Origin of the sequence: Saccharopolyspora karakumensis (assembly GCF_004349225.1) — a bacterium.
GTDB classification, from domain to species: Bacteria; Actinomycetota; Actinomycetes; order Mycobacteriales; family Pseudonocardiaceae; genus Saccharopolyspora; species Saccharopolyspora endophytica.
Genome location: NZ_SMLA01000031.1, coordinates 58,526 through 73,223 on the forward strand (window position 1 = coordinate 58,526; position 14,698 = coordinate 73,223).

The window sequence follows — 14,698 nt, forward strand, 5'->3', positions numbered from 1 at the left end:
GTTGCCAGCTGTTTCCGGCCGTTGCTCCGGTCGGGGGTGGCAACAAGCGGCAACACGTAGGAGTGCCGTGGATCACCCATCATGGTGGGGGGACGACCTCTCCACCCGGCTCAGTGAGGAGCACCCCGCATGTGGACGCTCTCGGGATTCTCCGACGAGATCTCGCCCGACCTCGCCGAGCAGGCCTCGCTGCTCGGCGAGCTCGGTTTGTCGTACCTGGAGTTCCGCAGCGCGTGGGGCACCAACGTCCTCGACCTCGACGACGAGCAGCTCACCCGGGCGAAGCACCTGCTCGACGCCCACGGGCTGCGGGTGTCGAGCATCGGATCGCCGATCGGCAAGATCTTCCTCGACGAGGACTTCGAGGCTCACCTCGACCGCGCCCGTCACGCCGTCGACGTCGCGCACCGATTCGACGCCCCCTACATCCGGGTCTTCTCGTTCTTCATGCGTCCCGGCACCGACCCCGACCACGCCCGCGACGAGGTGCTGCGCCGCATGCGCGCCCTCGCCGACGTGGCGGAGCGGGGCGGCGTCGTCCTGCTGCACGAGAACGAGAAGGAGATCTACGGCGACATCCCCCGCCGTTGCGTCGACCTCCTCGAATCGGTCGGGTCGCGGCACCTCCGCGCGGCGTGGGATGCCGCCAACTTCGTCCAGGTGGGCGTGCGGCCCTTCACCGAGGGCTACGCCGCGCTGCGCCCGCACCTGGAGTACGTCCAGATCAAGGACGCGCACCTCGTCGACGGCGAGGTGTGCGCGGCGGGTCGCGGCGACGGCGAGGTCGCCGAGACCGTCCGGGCACTGCGCGAGGACGGCTTCGACGGGTTCTTCTCCCTCGAACCGCACCTGTCCCAGGCGCACAGCCTCGGCGGGTTCTCCGGTCCCGAGCTGTTCACCGAGGCGTGGCAGGCGTTCACCGCCCTGCTGAAGGAGGAAGGGATCGAGCACCGATGATCACAGCGGCCGTCATCGGGTGCGGCGACGTCTCGGCCGTGCACCTCGACGCGATCGCAGCGTTGGAGGACGTCGAGCTCGTCGCCGTCTGCGACACCGACCCCGCGGCGCTGACCACGACCGCCGAGCGCTGCGGCGTCGCCGGGTTCGCCGACCACCGCGCCCTCCTGGAGGCGGTGCGCCCCGACGTCGCCCACGTCTGCACCCCGCACCACCAGCACGCGCCCGTGGCCCTGGACCTGCTCGACGCCGGGGTGCACGTGCTCGTCGAGAAGCCGCTCGCCCACACCCTCGACGAAGCCGAGCGCCTCGTCGAGGCCGCCGAGCGGAGCCGCAGCCGGGTCGGCGTGTGCTTCCAGAACCGGTACAACGCCACCGCGCAGGCCGCGCGGGAGGTGCTCGACTCCGGCGAGCTGGGCTCGGTGCTCGGCGCGACCGCCACGGTGCTGTGGACCCGCACCCCGGACTACTACCTCGCCAAGCCGTGGCGCGGCAGGTGGGCCACCGCCGGCGGCGGGCTGCTCATCAACCAGGCCATCCACACCCTCGACCTGGTGCAGTGGCTCGTCGGCGACGTCGTCGAGGTCCAGGGCCGCGCCTCCACCCGCCGGCACCTCATCGAGGTCGAGGACACCGCCGAGATGCTGCTGACCCACGGCGGCGGGGCGCGCAGCCTGGTGTTCGGCTCGCTGGCCAACGTGGTCCACGCGCCCGTCACCATCGACATCACCGCCGAGCGCGGTGCCCTCGCGATCCGCGGCGACCTCACCATCACCCACACCGACGGACGCGTGCGCGCGGTGGCCGAACGGCGGTCGTCGTCGAACGGCCGCTCCTACTGGGGCGCGTCCCACGAAGCGCTCATCGGCGACTTCTACGCCCGGCTCGGCGACGACGAACCGTTCTGGATCAGCCCCCGAGAAGCCACGAAGGCGCTGCGCATCCTCACCGACGTATACGCCCAGAGCGACCTCGCGGAACCAGCGCACGCGGTCTCCCACAGCCACGCGCGCTAGTTCGGCGAGTCCCAGCTCCCCCACCGGGTGCCGTCAGCCCCGGGCCAGCGCCTCCTCCGCGGCGTTGGTCGCGAGTTCGCGGTCGGCCGCGACCAGGCCGAGTCGGGTGCGCCGGTCGAGCAGGTCGGAGACGTCGAGAGCGCCCTCGCGCCGCACCGCGAAGCGGAGCTCGGCCGGGGTGACGTCCACCCCGTCGATGGGTTCCAGGAACCGGCGGTCACCGCCGGCCTCGGCGACGACGGCCGCCGCTTCGGTTCCGTAGCGGGAGATCAGCCGCTGCGGAGCATCCACGGTGGACAGTCGTGCGGAGCTCGCCGCGCCCACGAGGGGCAGCTCGCGCGTGCGGCACGGCCGGGTGGTCAGCGCGGTGGCGTCCACGGCGTCCTGCGCCATCTTGCGGTAGGTCGTCAGCTTCCCGCCCACGACGCTGATCACGCCGTTGTCACCGGTGATGACCGCGTGCTCGCGCGAGAGGTCCGAGCTCTGGCCGTCACCGGCGTCCAGCAGAGGACGCAGGCCGGAGTACGTGCCGAGCACGTCCTGCTCGCGGATCGGCCGGGCCAGCACGGAGTTGACCGTCTTCAGCAGGAACGAGATCTCATCGGCCGAGGCGGTCGGCACATCGGGGATCGGTCCGTCCTGCTCCTCATCGGTCAGTCCGATGTAGACACGGCCGTGCCCGGCGGGGAGCGCGAACACGAACCGGTTGGTGGTGCCGGGGATCGGCACCGTGAGCCCCGCGTCCAGCCCACCGAACACCGCGTCGGAGACGACCAGGTGCGTTCCCCGGCTCGGGCGCAGGCGCAGTCCCGGCGCCACCTCACCGGCCCACACCCCGGCCGCGTTGATCACCTTCCGAGCTCGGACGTCGACGGTCTCCCCGGTGAGCCGATCCCGCAGCACGGCACCGTCACCGGTGACCTCCTCGGCCGCGCAGCGCGTCAAGACGCGGGCCCCGTGCGACGCCGCGGTCCGCGCGAGGCCCACCACCAGCCGCGCGTCGTCGACGAGCTGACCGTCCCAGGACAGCAGGCCACCGCGCAGCCCCTCCTGCCGGACGGTCGGCACCATCCGCCGCGTCTCCACGCGGGAGACCGCGCGCGGCGGGGCCAGCACCGATCCGGCGGTCCCGGATCCTCGGCGCAGCAGGTCACCTGCGACGAACCCGGCGGCCACCAGCGCCACCTGCTTCGCGCCGACTCCCGACAGCAGCGGCACCAGCTGCGGGAGCGGGCGGATCAGGTGCGGGGCGGTGCGCTCCATCAGGATGCGGCGTTCCACGGCGCTCTCGTAGGCGATGCCGACGTTGCCGGACGCCAGGTAGCGCAGTCCGCCGTGCACCAGCTTCGAGCTCCACCGGCTGGTGCCGAAGGCCAGGTCGTGCTTCTCGGCCAGCACCACGCTCAGGCCTCGGGAGGCGGCGTCCAACGCGACGCCCGCGCCGGTCACACCGCCGCCGACGACGAGCAGGTCGACCTCGCCCCCCTCGGCGAGCTCGGTCAGGTCCCTGGTGCGCCGGGCGGCGTTCAGCGAGATCATCAGATCACTCCTCGGGGCTGAGGTAGGCGTCGAGCACGACGCGCAGCTGCGCGTCGAGGCGTTCCGGCGGAAGCGCGTCGGAGACGATGCGGGCGGACAGGACCGCGGACTGCGCCAGCAGCAGGACCATCGCGGCGATCTCGTCCGGGTCGCCCCGGCGGATCGTGCCGCCCGCTTGCCCGCGGCGGATGGCGGCGGCGAGGACGTCGAGGATGCGCTGCTGGCTGGCGCCGAGCCGGTCGAACACGTAGGTGGTCAGCAGTTCCGGGTCGGTTTCGAGGATCTTGACGAACAGCGGGTGCTGCCGCACGGCCGAAACGGTGCGCACGATCCCGTCGACGCCGTACGCGCGCGGCCCCTCCCCGGAGTCGGCCGGGAGCAGGGCGACGAGCTCGCGGGTGAGCAGGTCCGCCGACAGCGTTCGCACGTCCGGCCAGCGCCGGTAGACCGTCGGGCGGCTCACCCCCGCTCGGCGTGCGATCTCCGCCAGCGTGGTGCGTCGCATGCCGACCGAGAGCACGCACTGCTTCGCGGCGTCGAGGATGGCATCGTAGTTACGACTTGACGTCATGTGTAAAACTGTAACGCATGGCTGAGCTTGAGCAATACACCACGGAGCAGGAGTGGAACGCCTGGGGCACCGCCGAGGGGGCGAGCCCCGTTTCCGAGGAGGTGCGCACCCTGATCGAACAGGGCCTCGGCGTGGAACGCCGGGACACGCCCTCGGTGAGCCGCTCCGAGGTGCGCGTCGGGGAATCGCGACTGCCCGCCGAGGTCCGCTCGGCGTTGGCCGCGATCGTCGGTGACGACGGCGTGCGCACCGACGACGACACCCGGCTGCTGCACTCGGGCGGCAAGAGCACCCCGGACCTGCTGCGCCGGCGCGCCGGCGAGGCGGAGTCCGCGCCCGACGCCGTGGTGCTGCCCGGCTCCCACGAGCAGGTGGGCGCGGTGCTGGCGCAGTGCGCCGAGCACCGGGTAGCGGTGGTCCCGTTCGGGGGCGGGACCAGCGTCGTCGGTGGCGTGGAGCCGGAGCGCGGCGGCTTCAGCTCGGTCATCGCCCTGGACCTGCGACTGCTGGACCGCCTGCTGGAGGTCGACGCCGAGTCGCAGACCGCGACCTTGCAGGCCGGGCTGCGCGGCCCGGAGGCCGAGGCCCTGCTGTCCGAGCACGGCTTCACCCTGGGCCACTTCCCGCAGAGCTTCGAGCACGCGAGCATCGGCGGTTTCGCGGCGACGCGCTCCTCCGGCCAGGCATCGGCCGGGTACGGCCGGTTCGACGGCATGGTCGTGCGGCTGCGCGTCGCGACCCCGAACGGCGAGCTCGACCTCGGCCGGGCCCCCGCGTCCGCGGCGGGACCGGACCTGCGGCAGCTCTTCCTCGGCTCGGAGGGCGCGCTGGGGATCATCACCGAGGTGACCGTCCGGGCGCACCCGAAGCCGCAGGAGGTGGAATCCGAGGCCTGGTCGTTCCCGGACTTCGCCACCGGCGCGAAGGCGCTGCGGCTGCTCGCCCAGGAAGGCGCGCTGCCCACCGTCGCCCGGCTCTCCGACGAGGCCGAGACGATGATCAACCTCGCCACCGCGCGCGACGTCGGCAGCGGCGAGCAGACCGGCGGATGCCTGATGATCACGCGCTTCGAGGGAACGCGCATCGCCGCCCGCCCGCGGGTGGCGGAACTGCTGGCCGCCGCCGGCGGCACCTCGCTGGGCGCCGGCCCCGCCGAGAAGTGGGACCACGGCCGCTACCACGGCCCGTACCTGCGCGACGCGCTGCTCGACGTCAACACCGTGGTGGAAACGCTGGAAACCGCGTGCACCTGGTCCCAGCTGACCGCGACCTGCGACGCCGTGCGCCAGGCGCTCACCGAATCGCTGCAGGCTCAGGGCACCCCTCCCCTGGTCATGTGCCACATCTCGCACGTCTACCCGACGGGTGCGTCGCTGTACTTCACGGTGGCCTGCGGACGCGGCGAGGACCCGGTGGCGCAGTGGCTGCAGGCCAAGCGCGCGGCGGGCGACGCCATCAGCCGGTCCGGAGCCACCATCACCCACCACCACGCCGTGGGCCTGGACCACCGGGCGTGGCTCACCGACGAGATCGGCGAGCTCGGCGTGCAGGTGCTGCGCGCGGTCAAGTCCACCGTGGACCCGACCGGCGTGCTCAACCCCGGAAAGCTGATCCCGTGATCACCGATGTCCACCTGCTGGTCAACCCTCGCTCCGGGCAGGGCCGAACCGCTGCCGTCGCGCTGCGCGCGCTGCGACACCTGCGGGCATCCGGCGCGTCGGCGACGGTGCTGGTGGGCCGGGACGAGGCGGATTCGCTGGCGCTCGCACGCCGAGCCGTCGCGGCGGGGACCGGGGCGCTGGTCGCCTGCGGCGGTGACGGAGTCGTCAACACCGCGCTGCAAGCGGTCGCCGGGACGGACACGCCCTTCGGCGTCATCCCCGCCGGAACGGGCAACGACCACGCCCGGATGCTCGGAGTACCGCGCCACGACCCGGTTTCGGCCGCTCAGGTGGTGCTCGACGGCGTCGTGCGCCCGATCGACCTGGGTCGCGTCGGCGACCGCTGGTTCGGCACGGCGTTCGCCGGTGGATTCGACGCCCTGGTCACCGAGCGCACCAACCGGATGAAGTGGCCGCGCGGAAAGCTGCGCTACAACCTCGCGACGCTCGTCGAGCTGGCACGACTGCGTCCGCTGGACTACGTCCTGGAACTCGACGGCCGGGAGGTCTCGACGCAGGCGATCCTGGTCGCCGTCGGCAACGGCCAGACCTACGGCGGCGGCATGCGGATCTGCCCGGACGCGGTGCCCGACGACGGCCTGTTCGACGTCACCGTCATCGGACCGGCCCGGCGCGACCAGATCGTGCGGCTGCTGCCCACGCTCTACCCCGGAACGCACGTCCAGCACTCGCAGGTCACGACCTACCGGGCCAGCCGGGTCCACCTGTCGACACCAGGAGTCACGGGTTACGCAGACGGCGAGCGGTTCGCGGAGCTGCCGGTGACCTGCGAATGCGTCCCGCTCGCCGCCAAGTCCCTGGTTCCCTCCTGAGCGAGGGGGATCCCTCGGGGGCACGCGTGGCTGCGACCCGGTGGTCGGACGGGGTCGCAGCAACAGCGTCACCACCTACTGGGTCAGCAGCGTCAACCCGTAGGCAGAGAGGGCTTCTCGGACCGGCTGGTAGTAGGTCTCGCCGCCGGTGCGGCAATCGCCCCAGCCGCCGGAGGTCATCCCCTGGGCCTGGTTGCCGGAGATGAACGAACCGCCGGAGTCGCCCGGTTCGGCGCAAACGTTGGTCCGGGTGAGCCCGCTGACCGTCCCCTCCTGGTAGCGCACCGACTGGTTCTTGGCCAGCACGGTGCCGCAGTGCCAGCCCGTGGTCGAACCGGAACGGCAGATCGACGAGCCCAGCGGGGCTTCCGCGGACCCGGACACCCGGACGTACCCGCCGCTGTAGTCGTAGACGAGGGGGTGTCCGGTGTCGTCCGTGCCGGTGTTGACGAAGGCGTAGTCGTTGCCCGGGAAGGACGACCCGGCGAAGTAGCCGGTCGGCTGGGTGGTGCGCTCGCCCGGTGCACCGCAGTGACCCGCGGTCACGAACCCACCTTGGACGGCGAAGCCCATCGAGCACCGCGCGCCGGAGGCGGTGTAGTAGGCGTAGCCGCCGACGACGTCGGCGTAGGTCTCCGGCTCCGCGGGGGACTCCAGCACCCGCACCGACTCCTGCGACACCTGCGCGTCGCGCACGAAACCTCTTGCCTGCTCCGAGGTTCCGGGCTGGGTGGTGACCACCACCGCGTTCTCCTGCACGTCGGCGTACCAGCCGGTCACCGCTGCGGGAGCCTGCGCGCCGCGGGCGTTGAGGGCGTCGACGATCCCGTCGAGCTGCCGCTCGCTCGCGCCGACCTGCCGGGGTTCGGCACCGGCCGCGCGCACCTCGTCGGACTTCGCCGCGTCGGTGGTCCCGACGACGAGCTTGCCCAGGGTCGCGTCGAAGTAGGAGCCGCCGTAGCTGCCCGCGAGCGCGTCGCGCAGCACGCTGTCCGCTCGTGCGGCGACGGCCTCCTGGCCGAGCCGCGCCACCGCCTGGTCAGCGGTGAGACCGAGGTCGCGCTGCATGGCGGTGACCAGCTCCGGCGACACCGGCGGACCGGCGGGTTCGGCGATGGTCGCGGGTGCGGTCAGCGCTGCGACCGTTCCAGCGGCGCCGAGCGCCGCTCCGGTGATTCGTGCTGCGGTTCTGGGTTTCATCGGACGCCTTTCGCTCAGGGATCACCGGCCCGATCCGGGCGCGCGAGATCCGCTGCAAGGGAGTCGATCAAGGCGATCGGTCAGACCACCGATCAATGAGTGAGCCGATAAAGTGCCAGTGGGGCCAGAAAAATCATCGGACGCAAGAAGATTAACGTGGTTTCATCCGCAATCAACTATTCATCGCAGAAACGGGCATTTTTCGCCAAAGGCTTGCGGATCTCACCAGAATTCGCCCAAAGCAGGCGCCGCGACCCCGTTCGCACCAACCGCGAGCCGCGAACGGCGCCCGTGCGACGGAGGCGAACGGCCGATGCCGGTTCCTCGCCTGCGCGGGCGAGGCCTTCGGCCCTGACGGGAAACGGGTGAACCTGCCCAGCTGAAGCGGAGCCTTCAATTCCACTTCATCATTCTGCGGCCGACCCGCATTCCGCGACCGGACTCAATTCGACGAACGCCCGAAACGCGCGGTGGGCCGGGGCGCGAGAGGGGATCGCGCCCCGGCCCACCGGGGACCGCCGTGCAGCACGACGGTCAGTGCGCGGACGCCTTCTCAGCGCCCGCGCCGGTCAGCGAGCGAACCTCCATCTCGGCGTACTTGTCCTCCAGGTGCTCCTTGGACAGGACCGTGCCCAACCACCCGAAGAAGAACGCCGCCGGGATCGAGACCAGACCCGGGTTCTGCAGCGGGAACCAGTGGAAGTCCACGTTCGGCAGCATCGAGTCCTCGGTCCCGGACACCGCCGGGGAGAACACGATCAGCACCACGGTGGTGACCAGGCCGCCGTAGATGCTCCACAGCGCGCCGGAGGTGTTGAACCGCTTCCAGAACAGCGAGTACAGGATCGTCGGCAGGTTCGCCGAGGCCGCCACGGCGAAGGCCAGCGCCACCAGGAACGCGACGTTCTGGTTGCGGGCCAGGATGCCGCCGACGATGGCGACCGCGCCGATGACCACCGCGGTGATCCGCGCGACGCGGACCTCGGCGTCCTTGTCCTCGACCTTCCCGCGCTTGATCACGTTGGCGTAGATGTCGTGGGCGAACGACGCCGACGCGGTGATGGTCAGCCCCGCGACCACGGCCAGGATCGTGGCGAAGGCGACCGCGGCGATGAAGCCGAGCAGCAGCGGTCCGCCCAGCGCCTGGGCGAGCAGCGGCGCCGCGGAGTTCGACGAACCCGGCGCGTTCTTGATCGTCTCCGGTCCCACGATGGCCGCCGCGCCGTAGCCCAGCACCAGCGAGAACAGGTAGAACAGGCCGATCAGCCAGATCGCCCACACGACCGAGCGCCGCGCTTCCTTGGCGGTCGGCACCGTGTAGAAGCGCATCAGCACGTGCGGCAGACCCGCGGTGCCCAGCACCAGGGCGATGCCCAGGGACAGGAAGTCCAGCTTGCTGGTCTCGGACTTGCCGTACTTGGCGCCGGGGTTGAGCAGCTTCTCACCGGAGGACGCCCGGTCGACCGCCGCCTGAAGCAGGCCCGAGAAGTCGAAGCCGTAGATCCCCAGCGTCCACACCGTCATCACGGCCGCGCCGCTGATGAGCAGCACCGCCTTGATGATCTGCACCCAGGTGGTGCCCTTCATGCCGCCGACCAGCACGTAGACGATCATGATGACGCCGACGATCGCGATCACCAGCGCCTGCCCGCTCCCGCTGGACACGCCCAGCAGCAGCGAGACGAGCACGCCCGCACCCGCCATCTGCGCCAGCAGGTAGAAGAAGCTGACCATCAGCGTCGAAGTCGCCGCCGCGGCGCGCACCGGGCGCTGGCGCATCCGGAACGCCAGCACGTCGCCCATCGTGTACTTGCCGGTGTTGCGCAGCAGTTCGGCCACCAGAAGCAGCGCGACCAGCCAGGCGACCAGGAAGCCGATGGAGTACAGGAATCCGTCGTAGCCGTAGAGCGCGATCGCGCCGACGATGCCGAGGAACGACGCCGCCGACAGGTAGTCACCGGCGATCGCGATCCCGTTCTGCGGCCCGGAGAACGCACGGCCGCCCGCGTAGTAGTCGGCCGCGCTGCGGGTGTTGCGGCTGGCGCGCAGCACGACGACCAGCGTCACCACGACGAAGGCCGCGAAGATTCCGATGTTGAGCAGCGGGTTGCTTCCTTGCAACCCCTGCGCGAGGTGGTACATCCCAGCTTCTCCTCAGGGTTGTCAGGAGGCGTCTTCGACCTTGGCGCGGATGCGCTCGGCCACCGGGTCCAGGTGCCGGTTGGCGTAGCGCACGTAGAGCGTGGTGATGACGAAGGTGGACACGAACTGCAGCAGGCCCAGGACCAGCCCGATGTTGATGTTGCCGACGAGCTTGATCGACATGAAGCCGTGCGCGTAGTCGGCCAGCAGCACGTAGACGAGGTACCAGACGAGGAACAGCGCGGAGACCGGGAAGACGAACGCCCGCAGCCGCCGGCGCAGCAAGGCGAAGTCCTCGCTGGCGTGGGCCTCGTGCCACACATCTTCGGTGGGCGGCGGATTGGCCGAGTCGGTGGTGCTCACGGATCCTCCCTAACGTGTGAGGAGCGCCACGTTAAGGAAGCCGCGAGCAGCAGCGGGAGCCGTCCGGGACCGATGACCGACGCGCGAGACGAACGGTCGACGAACGGCGGGCCGACCGGGACGAGCGGTCGCGCCCTTCTCCGGCCCGTTACCTGCGGGTCAACATCGCGTTCGGGAGCGCGACGGTTCGTCCAGGTGCAGGCGCAGCATGGCGGTCTCCGCCCACGTCGGGGTCTTCCCGCGCAGCGAGATCGCGATCATCGTGGCGAAGGACAGCGGGACCGCCCAGGGAGCGGGCTGGGCGAGCAGGATCGCGGGCACGCCGTCGAGCTGCGGGCCGAACAGGGTCGCGCCGATGGCGCCCGAGGTGGCGGTCAGCCCGACGAGCACGCCCCACAGCGCCCCGGTCCTGGTCAGCCGCGGCCACCAGATGCCCAGCACCAGCAGCGGGCAGAACGTGGCGGCGGCGACGGTGAATCCCCAGGTCACGAGCACGCCGGCGGACAGGTGAGCGGCCTGCAGCGCGAGCAGGACGACCACCGCCGCCGCGCCCAGCACGGTCCAGCGCAGCTGACCGAGACCGCCCGGGGTGAGGTCGTGGGAGATCGCGCCGGAGACCACCAGCAGCAGGCCCAGCGAGGTCGCCAGGAACGCCGCGAACGCTCCGCCGGTGAGCAGAGAGGTGAACACCGTGCCGACCCAGCCGGTGTCGACCTGCGCGGGCAAGCCGACCACCACGGAGTCGGTGACGCCGGAGAGGTACAGCTGCGGCACGAGCACCCGGCCGAGCGCGCCGTAGATGCCGGGGAACAGGTAGAAGCTGCCCAGCAGCAGCACGGTGATGGCCGCGGCCCGCCGTGCCGCGCGCCCGTCGGGGCTGGTGTGGAACCGCACGATGACGTGCGGCAACCCCATCGTGCCGAACATGGTGGCCACCAGCACCGCCCAGGTCCCCAGCAGCGGGTGACCGGCGTTCTCCAGGTCCAGCAGCGGCCGCCGCCAGTCCGGCCCGCCCGGCACGTCCATGCCGTCGATCTCGGGGACCGCCGCACCGGCCGGGAACGTCAGCGTCCGCCCCGCCTCGATCTCGTGAGCGCCCGGCGGCAGCGGCACCGGCCGTCCCTCGGCGTCGCGCGCGGTCACCGGCTCGGTGACGTCGAGGTCCACCGCGACGCGGAAGGTCACCGGGGTGTCCTCGGCGAAGTGGGTGAACTGCACCGGGTGCAGCGCCTCGTGCCGCACCGCCGGGCCCACCTGCAGCACCAGCCACACCGCGGGGATCACGAACAGCAGCAGCTTCAGGCAGAACTGGAACGCCTGCACGTAGGTCGCCGCCCGCATGCCGCCCAGCGCGAGGGTCACCGACACCGCGGTCCCGGCGATGACCACGCCCACCCAGTACGGCGTCCCGCTGACGACGCTGAGCACCAGACCCGCGGTGCGGAACTGCGGGACCAGGTACAGCCCGCCGATGATGAGCACCACCACCGCGGCCAGCCGCCGCAGCTCCGGCGAGGCGAAGCGGGCCTCGGCGAAGTCGGGCACCGTGAGCGCCCCGGAACGCCGCATCGGGGCCGCGACCAGCACCAGCATCGCGACGTACCCGGCGGTGAACCCCACCGGGTACCACAGCGCTCCCACGCCGTTGGACAGCATCAGCCCGGCCACGCCGAGGAAGGACGCCGCCGACAGGTACTCCCCCGAGACCGCCGCCGCGTTGACCAGCGGAGACACCTGCCGGGAGGCGACCAGGAAGTCCGAGGTGGTGCGCATGGCCGCCACCCCGCGCAGCCCGATCAGCAGGGTGAGGAGCACGACGACCGCGACGGCCAGCAGCGCGAACACGCCTCAGCGCTCCTCGACGCGCTCGGCCGCGCGCAGCTGCCAGCGCGCCAGCGCGGCCATCGCCGGGAACGGCAGCAGCACCAGCAATCCCCAGGAGACCGGGACTCCGAGGACCCGCATCTCGTCGAGCGCCGGGGCCGCGGCGAACACCAGCGGCAGCCCGAAGACCAGCGCGAACAGCAGGAGCAGCGTCACCGCGCCGAGCCTGCGCTGCGCCCGGTGCAGGGCTCTGGCCCGCAGGGCCTCCCCCGGTTCCAGGCGCGGCGCTCGCCAGCGCCGCCGCATCACGCGGCGAGCGTGCGCCACCCGGGTTTGCGGGCTGGTCACCGCCACCCGCTTGGGACCACCGCTCATCCGCGCCCCCGCGGGTGGGTGATCTCGGCCTGACGGGCGTTGTCCAGCAACCGCTCCCGCAGGTCCCGGGCGTGCCTGCGGCTGACCGGGACGTCCCCGGCGTCGGTGTGGGCGTTGAGCGCTCCGGCGGAGTCGCTGCGCAGTTCCCGCACCGCGTCCAGCGACAGCAGGAAGCTGCGGTGCACCCGCACGAAACCGGCCCCCTCCCAGTACTCCTCGAGCCGCGAGAGGGGCATGCGCACCACGTGCACGCCGCTGCGGGTGTTCAGCCGCACGTAGTCGCCGTGCGCCTCGACGAACAGCACCTCGCTGCGCCGCACGTAGCGGGTCCGCCCCGCCGTCTCGACCGGGAGCGCCACCATCGCGTCCGGTTGCGCCGGAACGGGTTCCGCGACGTCCTCAGTGGCCAGCAGCCGGCTCACGCGGTCCAGCGCCGCCGAGAGCCGTTCCGCGCGAACGGGTTTGAGCAGGTAGTCAACTGCTCCGATGTCGTAGGCCTGCACGGCGTGCTGCTCGTAGGCGGTGACGAACACGATCACCGGCGGCTCGCTCATCTTCGCCAGCAGCGACGCCAGCTCCACGCCGTCCAGCCCGGGCATGGAGATGTCCAGGAACACCACGTCGAACCGGTCGCTCTGCAACGTGCGCAGCGCGCTCAGCGAGTCCGAGGCCGCCACGACCTCGGCGACCTCGGGGGCTTCCCGCAGCAGCCTGCACAGCTCGTCGAGCGCGGGCGGGAGATCGTCCACGGCCAGCGCGCGCAGTCCTTCGCTCAACTCGGCACCACTCCCGGATGGAATCGCGGGACGCGGACCACCACTCGGGTGCCCGCTCCCTCGGCGGTTTCGACGACCAGCCCGTACCAGGCCCCGTAGACGCTGCGCAGCCGCCGGTCGACGTTGGCCAGCCCGACCGAGTCGGCAGGCCCGTGCCCGGCCAGGATCGCCTCGGCGTGGGCGGGGTCCATCCCCACCCCGTCGTCCTCGACGCTGATGACCAGGTCGTTGCCCTCGGCCTCGCCGCGCACCTGCACGGTCCCGACCCCTTCGGTGCCCGGGGTGAACCGGGGTTCCAAGCCGTGCCGCACGGCGTTCTCGACCAGCGGCTGCAGCACCAGGTACGGGATCGCCACCGCCAGCACCTCGGGCGCGACCCGGATCTGCACCCGCAGCCGCTCCCCCAGCACCGCGCGCTGCAGGGCCAGGTAGGTCTCGATGGCGTGGAACTCGTCGGAGACGGTGGTGTAGTCGCGGTGCCGGGCCAGCCCGTAGCGGATGAACTCGGCGAAGTCGAGCATCAGCTCGTGGGAGCGCTCGGGGTCGGAGCGCACGAGCGAGCCGATCACGGTCATCGCGTTGTACATGAAGTGCGGGGAGATCTCGGCCCGCAGCGCGCGCAGCTCGGACTGCGCGGCCAGCTCCGCGGAGTGCTCCAGCCTGCCGTGCTCCAGCGCGTCCTCGACCCAGGCGGTGGCTTCGCGCACCGCGGACATCCGGACCTCGCCGTCGATGACCAGCACCCCGGCGAGCTCGTCCTGGACCAGCAGCGGCATCGCCACCAGCGGCGGGCGGCCGCTGCGGGTTTCGGTGTGCAGCACGTCGGCCACCGCGGTCACCGCGTCCGGTTCGGCCGGGGAACGGCCGGACCACTGCAGCGACCCGGACAGGTCGCTGAGCCCGACCGCGTTCACGTCGAGGAGCCGGCGGAGGTCGCGCAGCGCGCCGGGCACTCCCGGACCGGCGGGACCGGCGCGCAGGTTCACGGCCAGGCGGCGCGCGGTCCGCAGCACCGGTTCGGAGTCCGAGCGCCGCAGCCACCACGCGCCTGACGGCGTGCGGTTGGTCGGCACCGGCATCGAGAACCCCAAATCGCCATTGATGGATGCTGGGATGCTAATCCGTTCGGCTGACGTGAGCGAGACCGCTCGTCCGCCGCTCGTCGCGGAGCAGGGGCGTTCGAACGCGTCAGCACGACGATCGGTCGCGCAGGTGGTGCCAGAGATCACGGGAGTTGCTTACGTTGCGTGCCCAGTACCGCGCACCGAGCATCAGGGAGTGTCCGTGAGCAACGAAGCCCACGACCGATTCGCACCGTCCGAGGATTTCGCGGCGCAGGCCAACGCCACGTCGGCGCTCTACGGCCAGGCCGATGCGGACCGCGAGGCGTTCTGGGCCGAGCAGGCATCGCGGTTGCAGTGGGACACCGAGTGGGACCAGG

At 71.7% G+C, this 14,698-nt stretch carries 14 protein-coding genes; 5 read left to right on the plus strand and 9 right to left on the minus strand.

Going from position 1 to position 14,698, the window contains the following annotated elements; all coding sequences use genetic code 11:
* Window positions 1-129 precede the first annotated feature (129 nt).
* Together E1202_RS19690 and E1202_RS19695 are read left to right on the plus strand one after the other, a co-directional pair.
* Window positions 130-957 carry a sugar phosphate isomerase/epimerase family protein gene (locus E1202_RS19690; protein WP_132684615.1) on the plus strand — a complete coding sequence of 276 codons (828 nt, stop codon included), beginning with the start codon at window positions 130-132 and terminating at the stop codon, window positions 955-957.
* Complete coding sequence (locus E1202_RS19695) at window positions 954-1,973, plus strand: Gfo/Idh/MocA family protein (protein ID WP_132684616.1); 1,020 nt, start codon at window positions 954-956, stop codon at window positions 1,971-1,973. Before E1202_RS19690 ends, E1202_RS19695 begins: the two co-directional genes overlap by 4 nt.
* A 33-nt stretch (window positions 1,974-2,006) precedes the next feature.
* On the opposite strand, the gene E1202_RS19700 is transcribed toward E1202_RS19695, so the two are convergent.
* Both E1202_RS19700 and E1202_RS19705 read right to left on the minus strand, forming a co-directional pair.
* The gene (locus E1202_RS19700) at window positions 2,007-3,512 is read right to left on the minus strand and encodes a glycerol-3-phosphate dehydrogenase/oxidase (protein ID WP_132684617.1); all 1,506 of its coding nucleotides are present in this window, start codon (window positions 3,510-3,512) and stop codon (window positions 2,007-2,009) included.
* Window positions 3,513-3,516: 4 nt separating this feature from the next.
* On the minus strand, window positions 3,517-4,083 hold the full coding sequence (locus E1202_RS19705) for a TetR/AcrR family transcriptional regulator (RefSeq protein ID WP_132684618.1): 567 nt from the start codon (window positions 4,081-4,083) through the stop codon (window positions 3,517-3,519).
* Window positions 4,084-4,100: 17 nt separating this feature from the next.
* Between E1202_RS19705 and E1202_RS19710 the strand changes: the two genes are divergently transcribed.
* Window positions 4,101-5,702: an FAD-binding oxidoreductase gene (locus E1202_RS19710; RefSeq protein ID WP_132684619.1), complete on the plus strand. Its 1,602-nt coding sequence runs from the start codon at window positions 4,101-4,103 to the stop codon at window positions 5,700-5,702.
* Window positions 5,699-6,577 (plus strand): diacylglycerol kinase, encoded by an 879-nt coding sequence (locus E1202_RS31505; RefSeq protein ID WP_165943917.1) that lies wholly within the window; start codon window positions 5,699-5,701, stop codon window positions 6,575-6,577. Before E1202_RS19710 ends, E1202_RS31505 begins: the two co-directional genes overlap by 4 nt.
* Before the next feature lie 75 nt (window positions 6,578-6,652).
* On the opposite strand, the gene E1202_RS19720 is transcribed toward E1202_RS31505, so the two are convergent.
* The 7 genes from E1202_RS19720 to E1202_RS19750 form a co-directional block, all read right to left on the minus strand.
* Entirely contained in the window at window positions 6,653-7,777 is a 1,125-nt protein-coding gene (locus E1202_RS19720; RefSeq protein ID WP_132684620.1) for a S1 family peptidase, read from the minus strand.
* Between the two features lie 534 nt (window positions 7,778-8,311).
* A complete protein-coding gene (locus tag E1202_RS19725) occupies window positions 8,312-9,919 on the minus strand; it encodes a solute symporter family protein (RefSeq protein WP_132684621.1) in 1,608 nt (535 codons plus the stop codon).
* 21 nt (window positions 9,920-9,940) lie between these two features.
* Window positions 9,941-10,282 carry a DUF485 domain-containing protein gene (locus tag E1202_RS19730; RefSeq protein ID WP_132684622.1) on the minus strand — a complete coding sequence of 114 codons (342 nt, stop codon included), beginning with the start codon at window positions 10,280-10,282 and terminating at the stop codon, window positions 9,941-9,943.
* 159 nt (window positions 10,283-10,441) lie between these two features.
* Window positions 10,442-12,127 (minus strand): sodium/solute symporter, encoded by a 1,686-nt coding sequence (locus E1202_RS19735; RefSeq protein ID WP_132684623.1) that lies wholly within the window; start codon window positions 12,125-12,127, stop codon window positions 10,442-10,444.
* A gap of 3 nt (window positions 12,128-12,130) precedes the next feature.
* Entirely contained in the window at window positions 12,131-12,481 is a 351-nt protein-coding gene (locus tag E1202_RS19740) for a DUF485 domain-containing protein (RefSeq protein ID WP_132684624.1), read from the minus strand.
* Window positions 12,478-13,257, minus strand: a complete 780-nt coding sequence (locus tag E1202_RS19745) for a LytR/AlgR family response regulator transcription factor (RefSeq protein ID WP_132684625.1) — start codon at window positions 13,255-13,257, stop codon at window positions 12,478-12,480. The genes E1202_RS19740 and E1202_RS19745 overlap by 4 nt, the downstream gene beginning before the upstream one ends.
* Window positions 13,254-14,336 carry a sensor histidine kinase gene (locus tag E1202_RS19750; RefSeq protein ID WP_132684626.1) on the minus strand — a complete coding sequence of 361 codons (1,083 nt, stop codon included), beginning with the start codon at window positions 14,334-14,336 and terminating at the stop codon, window positions 13,254-13,256. Before E1202_RS19750 ends, E1202_RS19745 begins: the two co-directional genes overlap by 4 nt.
* A 199-nt stretch (window positions 14,337-14,535) precedes the next feature.
* Between E1202_RS19750 and E1202_RS32855 the strand changes: the two genes are divergently transcribed.
* A partial coding sequence (locus tag E1202_RS32855; protein ID WP_307870716.1) for an acetyl-coenzyme A synthetase N-terminal domain-containing protein occupies window positions 14,536-14,698 on the plus strand: 163 nt, incomplete at its 3' end.

Bases quoted from the DNA above. Each gene is read 5' to 3' on its own strand.
- E1202_RS19700 (WP_132684617.1), bottom strand. From the start codon at position 3,512: ATGATCTCGCTGAACGCCGCCCGGCGCACCAGGGACCTGACCGAGCTC.
- E1202_RS19695 (WP_132684616.1), top strand. From the start codon at position 954: ATGATCACAGCGGCCGTCATCGGGTGCGGCGACGTCTCGGCCGTGCAC.
- E1202_RS19725 (WP_132684621.1), bottom strand. From the start codon at position 9,919: ATGTACCACCTCGCGCAGGGGTTGCAAGGAAGCAACCCGCTGCTCAAC.
- E1202_RS19705 (WP_132684618.1), bottom strand. From the start codon at position 4,083: ATGACGTCAAGTCGTAACTACGATGCCATCCTCGACGCCGCGAAGCAG.
- E1202_RS19720 (WP_132684620.1), bottom strand. From the start codon at position 7,777: ATGAAACCCAGAACCGCAGCACGAATCACCGGAGCGGCGCTCGGCGCC.
- E1202_RS19690 (WP_132684615.1), top strand. From the start codon at position 130: ATGTGGACGCTCTCGGGATTCTCCGACGAGATCTCGCCCGACCTCGCC.
- E1202_RS19740 (WP_132684624.1), bottom strand. From the start codon at position 12,481: ATGAGCGGTGGTCCCAAGCGGGTGGCGGTGACCAGCCCGCAAACCCGG.
- E1202_RS19710 (WP_132684619.1), top strand. From the start codon at position 4,101: ATGGCTGAGCTTGAGCAATACACCACGGAGCAGGAGTGGAACGCCTGG.
- E1202_RS19750 (WP_132684626.1), bottom strand. From the start codon at position 14,336: ATGCCGGTGCCGACCAACCGCACGCCGTCAGGCGCGTGGTGGCTGCGG.